Origin of the sequence: Massilia litorea (assembly GCF_015101885.1) — a bacterium.
GTDB classification, from domain to species: Bacteria; Pseudomonadota; Gammaproteobacteria; order Burkholderiales; family Burkholderiaceae_D; genus Telluria; species Telluria litorea.
Map to the genome: position 1 here is coordinate 1,949,241 of NZ_CP062941.1, position 15,595 is coordinate 1,964,835.

The 15,595-nt window shown below is 64.5% G+C and carries 15 protein-coding genes; 9 read left to right on the forward strand and 6 right to left on the reverse strand.

Annotation, left to right across the window (positions count from 1 at the left end; translation table 11 throughout):
• The first annotated feature begins 50 nt into the window (after nt 1-50).
• Nucleotides 51-584, forward strand: coding sequence for a cupin domain-containing protein (locus LPB04_RS08705; RefSeq protein ID WP_193688298.1), 534 nt, complete (start codon nt 51-53; stop codon nt 582-584).
• A gap of 160 nt (nt 585-744) precedes the next feature.
• Here the strand turns inward: LPB04_RS08705 and LPB04_RS08710 are convergent, their stop codons facing one another.
• The 6 genes from LPB04_RS08710 to argH form a co-directional block, all read right to left on the reverse strand.
• Entirely contained in the window at nt 745-1,419 is a 675-nt protein-coding gene (locus tag LPB04_RS08710) for an HAD-IA family hydrolase (RefSeq protein WP_193688299.1), read from the reverse strand.
• An 8-nt stretch (nt 1,420-1,427) separates the two neighbouring features.
• The gene (locus LPB04_RS08715; protein WP_193688300.1) at nt 1,428-1,655 is read right to left on the reverse strand and encodes a hypothetical protein; all 228 of its coding nucleotides are present in this window, start codon (nt 1,653-1,655) and stop codon (nt 1,428-1,430) included.
• 144 nt (nt 1,656-1,799) lie between these two features.
• Entirely contained in the window at nt 1,800-2,774 is a 975-nt protein-coding gene (locus LPB04_RS08720; protein WP_193688301.1) for a tripartite tricarboxylate transporter substrate-binding protein, read from the reverse strand.
• A gap of 195 nt (nt 2,775-2,969) precedes the next feature.
• Nucleotides 2,970-3,701: an ABC transporter substrate-binding protein gene (locus LPB04_RS08725; RefSeq protein WP_193688302.1), complete on the reverse strand. Its 732-nt coding sequence runs from the start codon at nt 3,699-3,701 to the stop codon at nt 2,970-2,972.
• A 49-nt stretch (nt 3,702-3,750) separates the two neighbouring features.
• A complete protein-coding gene (locus LPB04_RS08730; protein ID WP_193688303.1) occupies nt 3,751-4,554 on the reverse strand; it encodes a lipid II flippase Amj family protein in 804 nt (267 codons plus the stop codon).
• A 107-nt stretch (nt 4,555-4,661) separates the two neighbouring features.
• The gene (gene argH, locus LPB04_RS08735; protein ID WP_193688304.1) at nt 4,662-6,056 is read right to left on the reverse strand and encodes an argininosuccinate lyase; all 1,395 of its coding nucleotides are present in this window, start codon (nt 6,054-6,056) and stop codon (nt 4,662-4,664) included.
• 130 nt (nt 6,057-6,186) lie between these two features.
• On the opposite strand from argH, the gene LPB04_RS08740 reads away from it, so the two are divergent.
• The 8 genes from LPB04_RS08740 to LPB04_RS08775 all read left to right on the forward strand — a co-directional run bounded on the left by LPB04_RS08740 (nt 6,187) and on the right by LPB04_RS08775 (nt 15,594).
• A complete protein-coding gene (locus LPB04_RS08740; protein ID WP_227496672.1) occupies nt 6,187-6,747 on the forward strand; it encodes a hypothetical protein in 561 nt (186 codons plus the stop codon).
• 85 nt (nt 6,748-6,832) lie between these two features.
• The gene (locus LPB04_RS08745) at nt 6,833-7,270 is read left to right on the forward strand and encodes a GNAT family N-acetyltransferase (RefSeq protein ID WP_193688305.1); all 438 of its coding nucleotides are present in this window, start codon (nt 6,833-6,835) and stop codon (nt 7,268-7,270) included.
• A 69-nt stretch (nt 7,271-7,339) separates the two neighbouring features.
• Nucleotides 7,340-8,554 carry a cyanophycinase gene (locus tag LPB04_RS08750; protein ID WP_193688306.1) on the forward strand — a complete coding sequence of 405 codons (1,215 nt, stop codon included), beginning with the start codon at nt 7,340-7,342 and terminating at the stop codon, nt 8,552-8,554.
• A 276-nt stretch (nt 8,555-8,830) separates the two neighbouring features.
• Nucleotides 8,831-9,496 (forward strand): hypothetical protein, encoded by a 666-nt coding sequence (locus tag LPB04_RS08755; RefSeq protein WP_193688307.1) that lies wholly within the window; start codon nt 8,831-8,833, stop codon nt 9,494-9,496.
• A 65-nt stretch (nt 9,497-9,561) separates the two neighbouring features.
• Nucleotides 9,562-10,881: a caspase family protein gene (locus LPB04_RS08760; RefSeq protein WP_193688308.1), complete on the forward strand. Its 1,320-nt coding sequence runs from the start codon at nt 9,562-9,564 to the stop codon at nt 10,879-10,881.
• A gap of 33 nt (nt 10,882-10,914) precedes the next feature.
• Nucleotides 10,915-11,763, forward strand: coding sequence for a DUF4384 domain-containing protein (locus LPB04_RS08765; RefSeq protein WP_193688309.1), 849 nt, complete (start codon nt 10,915-10,917; stop codon nt 11,761-11,763).
• A 45-nt stretch (nt 11,764-11,808) separates the two neighbouring features.
• Nucleotides 11,809-14,814 carry a tubulin-like doman-containing protein gene (locus LPB04_RS08770; RefSeq protein ID WP_193688310.1) on the forward strand — a complete coding sequence of 1,002 codons (3,006 nt, stop codon included), beginning with the start codon at nt 11,809-11,811 and terminating at the stop codon, nt 14,812-14,814.
• A 72-nt stretch (nt 14,815-14,886) separates the two neighbouring features.
• Nucleotides 14,887-15,594, forward strand: a complete 708-nt coding sequence (locus tag LPB04_RS08775) for a TPR end-of-group domain-containing protein (protein WP_193688311.1) — start codon at nt 14,887-14,889, stop codon at nt 15,592-15,594.
• Nucleotide 15,595: the final 1 nt, after the last annotated feature.

The window sequence follows — 15,595 nt, forward strand, 5'->3', positions numbered from 1 at the left end:
GAGGGGGAGCCGGCAGCCCTTGCAGCTCCCCCTGACAGGAAGGAAAAAGTATGTCGCGGTTAGACCTGAGCAGTATCCCCGTACTGACCGGAACCGGTTATCCGGATCCCTTTGCCGAGGCCGTCAACGGACGCAGCCGGCAGGCACTGGGCGAGGCCGGCGGCCTGACCCAGTTCGGCGTCAACCTGGTCGAACTCAAACCCGGCGCGGCTTCGTCGCAGCGCCACTGGCACACTCATGAGGACGAGTTCGTCATGGTCGTGTCGGGCGAACTGACCCTGATTACCGACGAGGGCGAGACCCTGATGCGCGCCGGCGACTGCGCGGCGTTTCCGGCGGGGCGGCCGAACGGCCACCATCTGGTCAACCGCAGCTGGGGCAACGCCCTGTTCGTCGCGGTCGGGCCGAACATTCCCGCGGACAAGGCGACGTATCCGGACATCGACCTGATGTATGACGGTACGACCAACAGCTACATGCACAAGGATGGGACGCCGTATCCGAAGCGCGATGCCAACACTGCGGCAGCCCAGCCGCCGGTGGAAGAACACACGCTGGAACCGCGGGTGTACCGGCACGAGTAATCGCATGTCGCAGGCTGCAGCGCGCCGTAGGGTGGGCTCTTGAGCCCACGCGTTGCGGCGTTTGCGGCACCTCGTGCTTCACAGAGGGACGCGCACGTTTGCAATCTCCGAACACGGTGGAGCATGCGAAGGTACGAACGCGTGGGCTCGAGAGCCCACCCTACGGTGCGCTACCGCCACAGGTTATCTGCAACAGCCCATCTGCGGTGCGCATGGCCTTCAAATCCGCATAATCGAGCACTCCAAACACATCGGTCTCCATCGGATGCGTATGCGTCAGCGTCACGACAATACTCTCCATCCCCGCCGCCTTCGCCGACTGCAGCCCCGCCTGCGTATCCTCGAATACCAGGCAATCTTCCGGCGCAACCCCCAGCTTGCGCGCGCCCAGCAGGAAAGGGTCCGGCGCCGGCTTGCCGTGCTTCACATCTTCGGCCGCCACCAGCAAGTTGCTTGAGGGCAGGCCGGCTGCCGCGAGGCGCGCCTTCGCCAGCGCGCGCGGCGCCGAGGTGACGATGCCCCAGCGGTCGGGCGGCAGGCTGGCCAGGAAGTCCGCCGCGCCATGGATGGCTTCGATATCGGCGACGTCTTCGATCTCGGCCGCCGTGATCCACGCCGCTTCCGCAATCGGATCGACGCCGGGCAGGCCGAGCTGGCGGATGGTGTCGTGGGTGCGCTTGCCGTGCAGGGTCGGCAGGAAAGTGTGGACGTCGAGACCATGGCGCGCCGCCCAAGCGGTCCAGACCCGTTCGGCGGAGCGGATCGAAGTCAGGATGGTGCCGTCCATGTCGAACAGGAAGGCGGCAAAGCTGCGGTCAGTAAGGGAAGTAGCCATTGGGTACCTCAATCGAGCTTGCGCGCGTAGCGCTCCTTGACCACCTGGCTGATGAAGGTCGACAGGCCGCTGCCCAGCGTTGCCAGCCGCTGCATCTCCGCGATATTGTCCGCGCCGGCGCTCTGGTCGGTGTACAGGTAGCGGTCGCCGCCTGTAAAACGGATCGTGATCGAGCGGTCGCCGATCTCGTAGGCGAGCACGCCCGATTCGCCGCTCAGGTTTTTGTAGCGTTGCATGCCGTCCCCCCACACTGAAGTCGTGCGGGGATTTTATGCACGAAAAGGGGCGCGTTCTGTGCTGCTTTCAACAGTGCGCGCCTGCCGACAGCCGGCTGCAGTTCAGTCGGCGCAGTTCAGTCGGCGCAGTTCAGTCGGCGCAGTTCAGTCGGCGTAAGTGCCGGATTTTTTGATGATCGGCCCCCACTTGTCGATTTCCGCCTTCAAATGGGCACGCAAGGCGTCGGGCGTCGCGCGGTTCGGGGCCACCGGGTCGGTGCTGAGGTCGGCAAGGCGCTGCTTGACGGCCGGGTCCGCGACGGCGTGCTGCAATGCGCTGCTCAGCCTGTTCACCACCTCCTTCGGTGTCGCCTTCGGGGCATACAGGCCGTGCCAGACCGAGAGTTCGAAGCCGGGCAGGCCGCTGCTCGCCAGCGGAGGCAAACCGGGCAAGCTGGCGACCGCATTTTTATATGTCACGCCATAGGCCTTGACCTTGCCGCTTTTGATGTGGCTCATCGTGTTGGTGGCCTGGTCGCACATCAGGTCGACCTGGCCGCCCAGTAAATCGTTCATCGCGGGGCCGGTGCCCTTGTAGGGGACGGTGGTGAGCTCGACGCCGACGGCGCTCATGAAGAGCATGCCGCACAGGTGCGATGCGGCGCCGATTCCCGCATTGGCAAGCGTCACTTTCTCCTTGTTCGCCTTGAGATAGGCGAGCAGCTCCGGCATGTCCTTGGCCGGGAAGTCCTTGCGGGCGATGAGGGTCGAGGTCGCGTCGGTGGCGAGGCCGATCGGTTCGAAACTGTCGATGCTGTTGTAGGGGAGCTTGCGATACAGGCTCGGCGCCGTGGCATGCCCGACGTGGTGGATGAAGATGGTATAGCCGTCGGGAGTGGCCCGGGCCACGCGCGCGGCTGCCAGGGTACCGCCGGCACCGCCCACATTCTCGACAATGATCTGCTGCTTCAGGTCAGTGCCCATGGCCTGGGCCAGCAGGCGGGCGATGGTATCGGTGGGGCCGCCGGCCGCGAAGGGAACGATCATCGTGATCGTCTTGTCCGGGTAGCCCGCCGCATACGAAACGGGGCTGGCCGCCAGCGCAAGGCAGAGAAGGGAGGTCGAGAGTGCGGTCTTCATGCTGTTGTCTCCATGTTGTTGTCTCCATTACGTGGAACTGGAAGGGGCTTACCTCTACAGCCGCACCGGCCTTGCCGCCGGTTTGCGTGGAACACAAACATAGATTAATGCCGGGGAAGCATCCGATCATTCACCGGGATTCAGTTCTGAGGTGAAGAAAAGTGAAGACCGGCGTTGACCTGCCGGCAGGGCTGCTCACGCCGCCGGCGCCACCGAGGCCCCTTCGATGCCGTGCCGCGCCAATGCCGCGGCAACGAAGCCGCCCGCTTTCATGTCCTCGACAAAACGGGCGAGGAAGGCCGCCGCATCGGCGCCGCGGCTTTTTGGCGTGCCCATCGCCTGCTGGATCACCATGAAGCGTTCATTCAGCAAGCGCATTCCGCCCAGGCGGCGGGCGTCGGCTTCCAGCTGCTGCCTGACCCCGGCCGCGACCTCCGCCCCTTGTTCGAGGAAGGTGTCGACCACCGTCGGCGAGGTCGGTGAACGCACGATCTGCGCGTTCTGCAGCGTGCGGCTCAGGTAGAGGTCGTAGGCGCTGCCCTTGCCGACGACGACGCGGTGGGCGGCCTGGTCGACCTCGTCGTTGGCGCGCAGCGGCGAATCCTCTTTCACCAGGTAACACCCTTCGATCAGCACATAGGCGCCCGTGAAGGCGATGTGCTCGCCGCGCAGCGGGTCGATGGCGAAGAAGCCGATGTCGGCCCCTTCCGCCACCACGACCTCGACCGATTTACCTGCCGCGTCCACCACCACAAGCTCCAGTTCCACGCCCAGCAGCCGGGCGAACTCGCCGGCCAGGTCGACCGATACGCCGGCGGCATTCCCCTCCTCATCGCGGTAGGCCAGGATGGGGTTGCCGAGGTTGATGGAAGCGCGCAGCTTGCCGGTGGGTGCGAAGGCGGATCGGATGGAAGAGGGTGGGGTCATGGATGGCGGATCGGCAGGCGCATGCGGGTCACGTGTGCGATCAAACATATCACACCGCCCGCGCCACGAACGTAATCAACAGCGCGGCCGGCACCAGCAGCGCCTGCGCCAGCAAGGTACCGGCCAAACGGCTGCCGACCAGCCAGACGATCGCCTGGCGGAACTGCGATTCGCTGACGCGTCCCTCGACCACGTCGTCCGTCATGCCCGACATGTGCGGGTCAATAAAAACGGCCATCATGATGGTCGCGCCGCCGTTGATGATGGAAGAAAGGGTCGAAGAGGTCACGCGCACGCCTGGGTCGAGCGCGCCCGCATACAGGGAGGCGAACACGCCGACCGTCCACAGCGCCACCGCGCCGACATTGAGCAGGGTGATCGACAGCGAGACCCCACCCTTGCTGCGCAGGCCGCTGACGTTCGCGCCCGCCGGCAGCGTGGCCGCATCTTTTACGTAGGACAGCCCGCCCTTGAAAAAGCCATGCAGGATCAGTTTCGGCACCGAGCGGTGCACCTGGAAGTGATCCACGGCGCGGCAGAACACCCGTTGAAAAGTCGGAATCAGGAGGGCGCCGGCGACCGTCGCCAGCGAGCTGGCCACCAGCAGCCAGCGGAAGTCCGCCAGCAGGTTCGTCGCCACCGTCCCGGCCAGGTTCGATTCGACGCGCTTGGCGAGGAAAGGGCCGAGGAAGGAATTCGAGGTGCGCGAGACCAGCACCAGGATGGAAAACAGCGCGAACGACACCGCAATGCGGCGCGTGCGCACGCCGGCGATGCGCACCGAATAGGCGAGGGTGCCGATCAGGTGGATGACGAAGGTGAGAAAGCAAATCAGCCAGAGCTGGGTGTCCATGCGGGGGCGCCGTTGTTGTCAGGCATGCATGCTGACATCGAACGGACGCCGGGGCAAGGAAATTGCGGCAGGGTGGGCACGCAGTGCCCGTCCTGCCAGCTCAACTGTTATTTCAGCTGCCCGCGCACGCGTTCGATCGCCTTGCGCACCTGGTTCGGCGCGGTGCCGCCGACGTGGTCGCGCGCCGCAACGGAGCCTTCCAGCGTCAGCACGGCGAACACGTCGTCCTCGATCAGCGGCGAGAAGGTACGCAGGGTCTCGAGCGACATCTCGGAGAGGTCGCACTTGGCGCTGTCGCAGGCACGCACGGCATGGGCCACGGCTTCGTGCGCGTCGCGGAACGGCAAACCCTTTTTCACGAGGTAGTCGGCCAGGTCGGTCGCGGTGGCATAGCCCTGCAGGGCGGCCGCGCGCATGTTGTCCGCCTTGACGGTGATGCCGCCGGCCATGTCCGTAAAAATGCGCAGCGTGTCGAGCACGGTGTCGACGGTGTCGAACAGCGGTTCCTTGTCTTCCTGGTTGTCCTTGTTGTAGGCCAGCGGCTGGCCTTTCATCAGGGTCAACAGGGAAGCGAGGTGGCCATACACGCGGCCGGTCTTGCCTCTAGCCAGTTCCGGCACGTCCGGGTTCTTCTTTTGCGGCATGATCGAGGAGCCGGTGCAGAAGCGGTCGGCGATGTCGATGAAGCCGATGCGCGGGCTGATCCACATCACGAGTTCTTCCGACATGCGCGAGACGTGCATCATGATCAGCGCAGCAGCCGCCGTGAACTCGATCGCGAAATCGCGGTCGGAGACGGCGTCGAGCGAGTTGTGGCAGACGTCCTCGAAGCCGAGGTTTTTTGCCACGCGCAGGCGGTCGATCGGGAAGGTGGTGCCGGCCAGTGCGGCCGCGCCCAGCGGCAGGCGGTTCACGCGGCGGCGGGCATCGAGCATGCGCTCGGCATCGCGCCCGAACATTTCCACATAGGCCAGCACGTGGTGGCCAAAGGTGATCGGCTGCGCCACCTGCAAATGGGTGAAGCCCGGCATGATGGTGTCGAAGTGGCGTTCGGCCAGGTCCGTCAGGGCGCCGCGCAGGCTGTTCAGCAGGACCACCACGTCGTCGATCGCGGCGCGCACATACAGGCGGATGTCGGTGGCGACCTGGTCGTTGCGCGAGCGGCCCGTGTGCAGGCGCTTACCGGCATCGCCGACGAGTTCCGTCAGGCGCTTTTCGATGTTCAGGTGCACGTCCTCGAGGTCGAGCAGCCACTCGAAGCTGCCTGCCTCGATCTCGCTTTTGATTTGCGCCATGCCGCGCTCGATCTCCGCGCGGTCGGTATCGCTGATGATGCCTTGCGCGGCCAGCATCTCGGCATGCGCGAGCGAGCCCTGGATGTCGAACATGGCCAGCCGCTTGTCGAAGAAGACGGAAGCCGTGTAGCGTTTGACGAGGTCCGACACGGGTTCGGAGAAGCGCGCCGACCAGGCTTCGGCTTTTTTGGAGAATTGTTCGGTCATGGTGGGTTCCTTTGATTTATTCGATTATAAACCGGCATCCCGCAGTACCGCCGGAGGGGCCTGCGGATGACAAGCCGGCCGAAATCGCCGATTATTCAACTGTTAACATGGACCGACCGAAGGAATCACGATGAAACGATGGCTCAGCCTTGGCCTCGCCGCCGCAATGAGCACCGCCGCCGCAGGCGCCGCCCAGCCGGTGCATACTGCGCCCGCCCAACCCGCCACGGCGAAAGAGGCCGACGGCGCCTCGGTCGACAGCACGGTCGCCGCCCTGTACGACGTGATTTCCGGGCCGGCCGGCGCGCCGCGCAACTGGAACCGGATGCGCGCGCTGTTCGCGCCCGACGCGAAACTGATGGTTGTCACGCCCAACCGCGAAGGGGGCGGCTTCGCCCTGCGCACGATGACGGTCGAGGACTACATCAGCCGCAACATGAGCGCCTTCAACACGAACGGTTTCTACGAGCGCGAAATTGCCCGCACCACCGACGCCTTCGGCCAGCTGGTGCACGTGTTCAGCACGTATGAATTGCTGCGCTCGCCGAACGATCCGAAGCCTTTCATGCGCGGCATCAACAGCATCCAGCTCGCCTTCGACGGCAAACGCTGGTGGATTGCCAACCTCGTCTGGCGTGCCGAAGACGCCGGCCTCGCGCTGCCGGAACGCTACCTGCAGAGCCACCAGTAGGCGGGCGCGATGCGGATGCCAATCGAATCTTGTCGTTTGCATAAACAGGACTAGAATTGGCTTTTTCGCCAGACCGGCCAGGCAGATGAATACCAACGATTCCAGCTTCGAGGTCAGCACCGACCAGTCGCGGCTCGACATCCCGATGATCTACCGCTTCCTCAGCGAGCAGTCGAGCTGGGCGGTGGGGATCTCGCGGCCGATCGTCGAGCGCGCCATTGAAAATTCCCTGTGCTTCGGCGGCTACCTCGATGGCCGCCAGATCGCCTTCGCGCGCGTGATCACCGACTTCGCCACCTTCGCCAACCTGGTCGACGTCTTTGTGCTCCCCGAGTACCGCGGCCACGGCTACGGCAAGCAACTGGTGGCGGTCGTGCTGCGCCACCCGAGCCTGCAGCGCCTGCGCCGTTTCATGCTGGCGACAAGCGATGCCCAGGGCCTGTACGAACGCTTCGGTTTCACGCCGCCGCGCAATCCGGAGACACTGATGGAGCGTTACTTCCCGAACATTTATCTCTCCTGAGAAGGCTCAACACGGCGACATCTTCCAGGATTCACGCTTAGCATTTGGGCTTGATGAAGGAGTGTCGCCATGTGGCCGATCGCTGGTTCCGTTGCGCTTGCCGTTGCTTTGCTCTCCACCCCGGCCAAGGCCGCCGAGCTGCCTGCAGCGAAAGGTTCGCTTGTCATCATCGGTGGCGCGCTGCGCCCGGATAATGCCGCCGTGTGGGAGCGTATCGTCCAGCTGGCCGGCGGGCAGGGCGCCCGCATCGCCGTCTTCGCCTCCGCTTCCGCCAATCCCGAAAAATCCGGCGCCGCCCTGGTCGAACGCCTCAACAAATACGGCGCGAACGCCTTCTTCGTACCGGTCGCCGTGCGCCTGACCGGCACCGACTACCAGGCCGCGGCCGACAATCCCGAACTCGCCGCCGCCGTGCGCGGCGCCGGCGGAGCCTATTTCGCCGGCGGCGACCAGGCCCGCATCACGCGTGTCCTGCGCCGCCCCGACGGCTCCAACACCGCAGTGCTCGACGCTTTGTGGGACCTGTACCGGCGCGGCGGCGTGATCGCCGGCACCAGCGCCGGCGCCGCCATCATGAGCAGCACCATGTTCGGCCACCCGAAGCCCGTGCTCGCCACCCTGAAACAGGGGCTGACCGACGGCCAGGAAATCACGCCGGGCCTTGGCTTCATCGGCGACGACGTCTTCGTCGACCAGCACCTGCTGGTGCGCGGACGCTTTGCACGCATGCTGCCGGCGATGCTGAAGAAGGGCTACAAGCTGGGCCTGGGCATCGACGAGAACACGGCGATGGTGGTGGGCCCGAACCGCGACGTCGAGGTGGTCGGCTACAAGGGCGCGCTGGTGGTCGACCTCTCCGCCGCCGACGCCCGCCAGGGCGCGATCTTCAACGTCAGCAACGTGCGCCTCAGCTACCTCGACAATGGCGACCGTTTCAACATCGCCCGCCACAGTTTTACCCCGGCGCCGGATAAAGCCGACGGCCGCCTCGACCCGGCCCGGCCGTACTACCGCGAGCCGCTGTTCTCGGCCGACATCCTCGGCAACAGCACCGTGGTCGACCTGATGGGCAAACTCATCGACAGCGACCAGCCCGAAGCCATCGGCCTGACCCTCGACAGCGCCAACGCCGTGCAGCCGGAGCTCGGCTTCGAATTCAAGTTCTCGCGTACGGGGGAGAGCGTCGGCTACGTGTCGGCCACCACCGAGGCGTATTCGGTCTATAACGTGCGGCTCGATATCCGGCCGATCGTGGTGAAGAGGCCTTTGTACCAGTACCGGTAGGCTGGCGCGAAAGTTCATTTTGTACAGCTAACATTTTCTGTAAGCATCTAATTGTGACAATTGGATAGTTTTCGTAAGGAAATATCTGACATACTGCCCAGTCGTGCCACGGGTAGGCGCACAGGGCGGCGTACTGACGGATGTCATGTCACGTTCCCATGAGGTTGTTCGGCCCGGGCCAAAAAACCAAAACAGGGGAAAAACATGCGAGTAAATAAGAATTGGTCGCGTAGCGTACTGCTCGCGGTGATGACGTGCGTCGGATCGTCCGGCGCAATGGCCCAGGAGTCTGCCTATGCCGCACTGGATGCCTGCGCGAAGGACGAGCAGATTCGCCTGACCGCCCAGGGTGCGGCACTGGGCCTGGTGACGGGTCTGGGTGGTGCCATGTTCGCCGGTAAAAAGGACAAGGCATTGAAGGCGGCCGCCATCGGCGCCGCCGCCGGCGGTGTCGCCGGTTTTGCCACCGCCTATTACACCGGCATCGACAACTGCAAGAAAAAAAATCCACAGTGGATGACCGAATCGGCGCTGGTGCGCGACCCGAGCAAAAGCTATCAGCAGGTCAAGAAGGAGCACGGCTACCAGGCGCGTGACGGCATCAAGCTGTATCTGCAGGACATGGCCGCTCCGGCGTCGGTCCAGCCGGGCGAGCGTTTCGCCATCGATACCGTGTACGACGTGATGACGCCGACCGACGCCGAGACCGAAGTGGTCTTCCAGCGCAAACTGTTCGTCACCACCGACGGCAAGGAAACCGAGATGACCTTCCCGCTGGCCAGCAGCACCACCCGCGTGGTGGAAGCGGGCCGGTCGAAGGAAACCATCCATGTGCCGACGCCGCCGAATGCCGCCAAGGGCACGACCTACCGCGTAGAAATCAGCGCCGCCGCCGGCGGCAAGCCAGCGGCGACACAGTCGCGCACGGTCAGCGTCATCTAATCAACATCAGCGTGCCGCGCCGCCGGCGGCCGCTGGCGTCCGGCGTGCGTGTATCGAATCTTGCCATGACCAATTCCTTCCTGCGCGTGCTGGCGCTGTTGACGGTGCTGCTGCTCGGCGGCTGCGCCGCGAGCCAGATGCACGGCTACGAACCTACCTATTATTCCTATAACGTTCCGCAGCCGCTGCTCGACGCGGTCCGGCTGAAGCTGCGCCAGAATGGACTCGTCGACGCAGGCATCGTGCGCGACAGCACGGGCCGCGTCCGCCTTGCAGGCAGTTACGCCAACGAGGACGAGGTCGACCGTGCTTTCGTCATCGTCCAGTCCATCGTCGGCATCAAGTCGACCTCGCCGTTCTACCCGGAGAACGTCAAGCTGACGCGCTGGGAGAGCGAGGCGAGCCGGGCGCTCGCGGCGAACACGACGGCAAGCCGTGCCGACACGCGTCCGGGCCGCCGCATTGCGTTTGTGGTCGGCATCAATACCTTCAAGGACAGCAAGCACTTCAAGCCGGTGCCCGGCGAGGACGATGCGCGCGTCGTGATGCGTTCGGCCGAAAAGGCCGGCTACAGCGTGATTTCCCTGCTGGGGAGCCAGGCCACGAAGGCGGCGATCGAGGCGGCGCTGGCCCGCGTCGAACGCGACTTGCGGCCACAGGACAGCCTGTTCATCTACGTTTCCACGCACGGCACCCAGCCCCTGCCGACGCCGCAAGGCGGCGACAACCGCAGGATGTCGATCGTCGCGTGGGATTCGGGTGACGCCAGCATCAACAACGAGCCGGACTACTACCTCAACCTGCAGCGCACCGCCGTGTCCGATACGCTGGTCCAGCAGCTGGCGAAGAAGCCGACCAGGAACACGCGCATCCTGATCGACACCTGCTACAGCGGCGAAATGCTGCGAGGCTTGCCCGATGCCAGCGGCGGATATATTGCACGCACCAACCATGGCGCGCCGGAACGGGCGGGTATTTCGCTCGCGTCGTGGACCGGTCCCGCCTTTACCGCAAAAGGCATTCGCCAGGCGTTCGAAGGCCCGCCGGCCGACCTGGGCAAGGGCAAGGCCGCGCGCACCACCCTGGCCGACGAACTCGGCAGCGAGCGCGCCTACACCATCATCACGGCCACCAGCGAAGGCGAGCAATCGCTGGCGCCCGGCAATCCGGACAGCACGTTCACGCTCGGCGCACGCCAGCTCAAGGGCTCATTCTTCACCCAGGCTTTCTTCGCCTATCTCGACGAGGCACAAGGGCATGTCGAGCCTGCATTCGAGAAGGCCCGCGAATTTACCCGCAACAAGGCGCAGGAAGTCAGCCGCGGCGAACGGACCCAGGTACCACGCCATTTCGCCACGCAATCGGCGGACCGCAATTCGCTCTGACCGCCGCTCTTTACTCATCTATCAGGACAGCACATGAAAAAAGCAATCACCGTAGCGACTCTTCTGCTCCTGTCGGGCGCAGCCTCGGCGCAGGAGGGCTATAGCGCCAAGTCGCTGTTTTTCGGCGAAGACGGCAGCGTCGTTGCCGCCTCGACCGGCAAGAAGCCGGTACCTGCCGCCAGTGCGCCCGTGCTGGCAAAAAACGAGGCCAAGCCAAAACAAAAGAAGAGCCTGGCACCGCGCCAGATCGGGGCCAGCTACTTCATCCGCCTCAAAGGCGAAGACGGCTCGACGCGCGACGTCCTGGCCAACCGTACCTTCAGGAGCGGTGACCGCTTCCAGCTGGGCGTCAAGGTGAACCGGCCTTCGTACGTCTATGTGCTGAACCAGGACCCGGACGGCAACCTGGCGCAAATCTTCCCGGTCGCCGGGCAGGACAACTATGTCAATGCGATGGGAACGGTCTTCCTGCCGGCGCGCGGCGCGTTCGAATTCGATGCGAAGCCGGGTGCCGAGCAGCTGCTGGTCTTCCTCTCGCCGACGCCGATGAACGGCGGCGTCAACGAACTGGTCGGCAGGACACAGCCCGACCTCGACGCGGGCCTGGTGGCCGGCGCCACCTGCAACGGCGGCGCCGAGCGCATGGCATCCGCACCGGCCACGCTCGATGGCCCGGCATTCGCTTCGAAAGCCATCACCTTCAAGGAGGACAGCGGCGCGACCTGCGGCGCGGCACGGCCGGCCTATGCGTCGAAGGCCGTCGTCTTCAGCGACGACCCCGAGCCTGGCCAGGGTGGACAGGTTGCCTCCTACGTCGTCAAGAAGCCCGGCGCGAAGTCGGACAAGAACCTGTTCCTGAAAATCAAACTGGCCCACGAATAATGCCTTCGGCGCACCGCTGACGAACCCGAGAGAACCAAGTTAACCATGTCAAACAATCACCTCATCATCGGCCTGGGCGGCACCGGCGGCAAAATCATCCGCCAGATTCGCAAGACAATCGAACGCAACAAGGACACGCAGGACGCGGGCCGCTCCCAGGCCCGGTTTGCCTACCTCTACATCGACACCTCCACCGACGAGCTGGACAAGAAGGAAGAGTGGAAGGTGCTGGGCAAGGACGTCGGCCTGAACCGGAGCGAAGTGCTGATCAACACCGCCAGCAACGTGCGTCCGGTGCTCGACGATCCGGATTCGTTCCCCGGCCTGAAGAGCTGGATCGAACCGCGCAGCATCTTCGATTTCGTCAAGCCGGGCATTGCGGGTGCAGCGCAGCGCCGCAAGCTCGGGCGGGTGGTGTTCGCGCAGAACGCGCCGAACTTCGTCAAGGCGCTCGAAGGACGCATCGCCGAACTCGAAGCGAGTCCGGGCAAGGTCGGCGCGACCATCCACGTGGTATGCGGCCTTGCCGGCGGCACCGGCAGCGGTTCGGTGGTCGACGCGGTCGCGCAGATCCGCCATAAATGCCCGGATTACGACCAGTACCGCATCCTGGTATATGCGCTGCTGCCGGAAAAGAATTCGAAGCGCGTCAAGGACGTCGCCGGCTTCTCGAACTATTACGCCAACGGTTACGCCGCGCTGGCCGAGTTGAATGCGATGGCGGTCGGTAAATATCACCCGACCAACCTGCTCGACGGCGAGCCGCTCGCGCACGACACCTATTTCAACGGCTGCTACCTCGTCAACAATATCAACGAGCACAATATCCAGTTCGAAGTCGAATCGGAAGTGCCGAAAATCGTTGCCGAGTTCATCTACCAGAAGACCCTGAACAAGGAGTGGGAAGGGCTGGGCCGCGCCGAGAAGGGCGAAAACGACATCAAGAATTTCGAGAGCGACGACGACATCGGCAAGGCGCGCGCCAAGCTGTTCCTGTCGTTCGGCATCAAGCGCGTCGTGGTGCCGGAGCAGGAAATCAAGGAATACCTGGCCTACGGGTTCGCCGAACAGGCGGCGCGCCAGCTGATGTTCAATAACTTCCGCCAGGGCGAAGGCTATGCCGACGAGGCGGTCGAAAAGGACTGGGGCTTCGAGGCACGCAAGCCCGAGACGGCCCAGGCCCTGTTGCTGACCGATGCGCACCTGCTGCTGGAAACGGGCATCCTCGTCGACGATGCGCGCAACACGACGTGGAAACCGGCCGCCGAATACTGGAAACAGATCGTCAGCCGCCTCGCGCCCGAGATCAAGGCCGACACCACGCTCGAACAGACGACCTGGGTGCCGGCGCTCAATACCCGCCTGGCGAAGGTGTTCGACGACACCTACCGGACCATGGGCGGGGTGCGCAAGTTCTACGAGGTGAAGGGCAATGCCCGGGTCGAGATGGCGCGCCATATCGGCCGCCATATCGAGAAGGAGTTCTTCGGCCGCTGGAAGGCCGGCAGCGCTTCCCTGATCCAGCTGCGCCAGCTGACCGACGCCCTCATCGGCGTGCTCGACGAACGCCTGGTCGGCTACACCGACCGGATCGCCAAGATGCCGGCCGCCGAGCAGGCGGTACAGTTGCGCAGCCGCGAGTTGAACGAACAGTTCAACAAGGTCGGCTTCTTCGGCAAGCACCTCACCGACAAGCGCAGCGCGCTGTTCTCGGATATCGCGACCCAGTACCAGGAAATGTATGTCCTGCGCACGACGCTCGAAGGCCTGAAATTCGGCGCCAGCCTGATCCCGTTCGTCAAGGAGCAGCTCAACAGCTTGCGCGGCCGCATCGACGAACTGCACCAGAACCTGGCCGAGGCGACCAAGCGCTTCGGCAACGAGCGCGCCAACCGCCTGCAGCCGAACGACGCCGCTTACCAGAAGCGCGTGTTCGACCAGGACGCGATCGCCGGCATCATGAAGGCGATCACGGTCGACGAACCGGCCCAGGCCGCGCGTACCCAGCGCGTGCGCCAGGCGATCATCGACCTTGGCGGTACCGATGTCGGCTCCTTCGACCAGCTCCAGCAAAGCCTGAGCCTGGGCAGCATCATCGGCTGCCTGTCGCAGGAAGCGGCCCAGATTGTCGAGCTGGCGCATGCGGAAATCGCAGCCAACCTGCCGCCTGTGCTGCGCGTTAACATCGTCGAGCGCCTGCAGAAGAAGTACGACGCCAATCCCGACGGCCTGCGCGATTTCGTGCGCGAGCTGTACGACGAGGCCGGCAGCATGCTGACCTTTAACAAGACCGAAGTCGACCGTGCCGTGGCGAACAACGCCGGCGGCTCGCGTGGACGTACCCAGACCGTCGGCGTGTTCGTGCCGGAGTGCGCCCACCAGGCGCCGTTCCGCGCGGCGCTGGCCCAGGTATTCGAGGAGCAGAAGGACCCGGTCTCGGACACCAAAGTCGCTGTCGGCAACCTGCCCAACCAGATCGTGATCATGAAGATCGCTTCGATGATGCCGGTACGCTTCGTCGAATCGCTGGCCGAGCTGAAACGTCATTACGACGGCCTGCTGAAGGATCACAACGAATCCTATCTGCTGCACGGCACCGGCGATGGCCTCGAGCTGCCTACCCTGTATGCGCGCTCGTCGGCCGAACTGCAGGCCAAGGCGCAGGCGCGCCGCGCGCCGATGCTGACGGTGGCACGCCTGCTCGGCATGGTCAAGGAACGCCAGAACCACACGACCGGCCTGCCGGAATGGGCATTCATCTACGAGGAAGACGGTTTGCCGAGCGCGCGCGTGCTGGCCGGCCGCAGCTGGGACGATGTGCTCAAGAGCGACCTGTCATCCGACATCGAGCGCGCCATCGAACGCGATGTCGGCGCACGTATCGACGCCGAATTCCGGCACGTGGACCGGAAGAACGAACTGCTGTCGGCCTACCAGAAACTGGCGCGCGACCGCTTCGACGCCGCCGGGGCAAACGACCAGGACCCGGGCTACCAGCTCTTGCGCAGCATGAACGGTTCGGTGCGCACCATCATCGGCATTGCCGCCTGAGGTCCGGAATCGGGGCCGGTTTCATGCCGGCCCCGCAAAAAAATCAACAATATTGTTTAGAAAGTTTCAATCATGGCAAAGTATAAATGCCCGACCCTGGGCGACTGCGAGCGCGCAAATACCGGTGAAGTGTTCGAGCGGGCACCCGGAGAAGACTTGAAGTGCCCGGGCTGCACGACCTTGCTCGAGCCCCAGCTGTCTTCCGAGGCCGCGCCGAAGCGCCCGGTCGCCCTGGTCGCAGGCGTCGCCGCGGCGATCGTTCTGCTGGGGGCAGGTGGCGCCTATGCCTACCTGAAGCGCGGGCCGGCCGAACCGGTTGTCGCACAGGCCGCGGCCGACGCTGCGGTACCGGCACCCCAGCAGCAGGCGCAGGGCGGAATCGCGCCGTCCGACAGCGAGACCGCCGCGCTGCGCCGCGAGGGCGAAGCGCGCCTGGTCGACGGCAAGGCCGCGGAGGCGGAGTCCGCGGGCAGCAAGGCCGCCGCCAACGAGATGCTGAAGGTCGCCATTGCCAAGATGGCCCAGGGCAAACTCGACGATGCCGAGAAAGAGTTCGAAGCGGCACGCGCACGCGCGCCGCAGCAGCCGCTGGTCTATTACAACCTGGCGGTACTGCGCCTGAAGCAGCAACGCACCGACGACGCGCTGAAGCAGTTCGAGGCGGCTTTCATGGCGGGCTTCGAGCATTTCAAGGAAATGGACAGCGACCCGGATCTCGATGCGTTGCGCGCCGACCCCCGCTTCACCGAACTGGTCAAGAAATACCGTCCGAGCGCCTGAC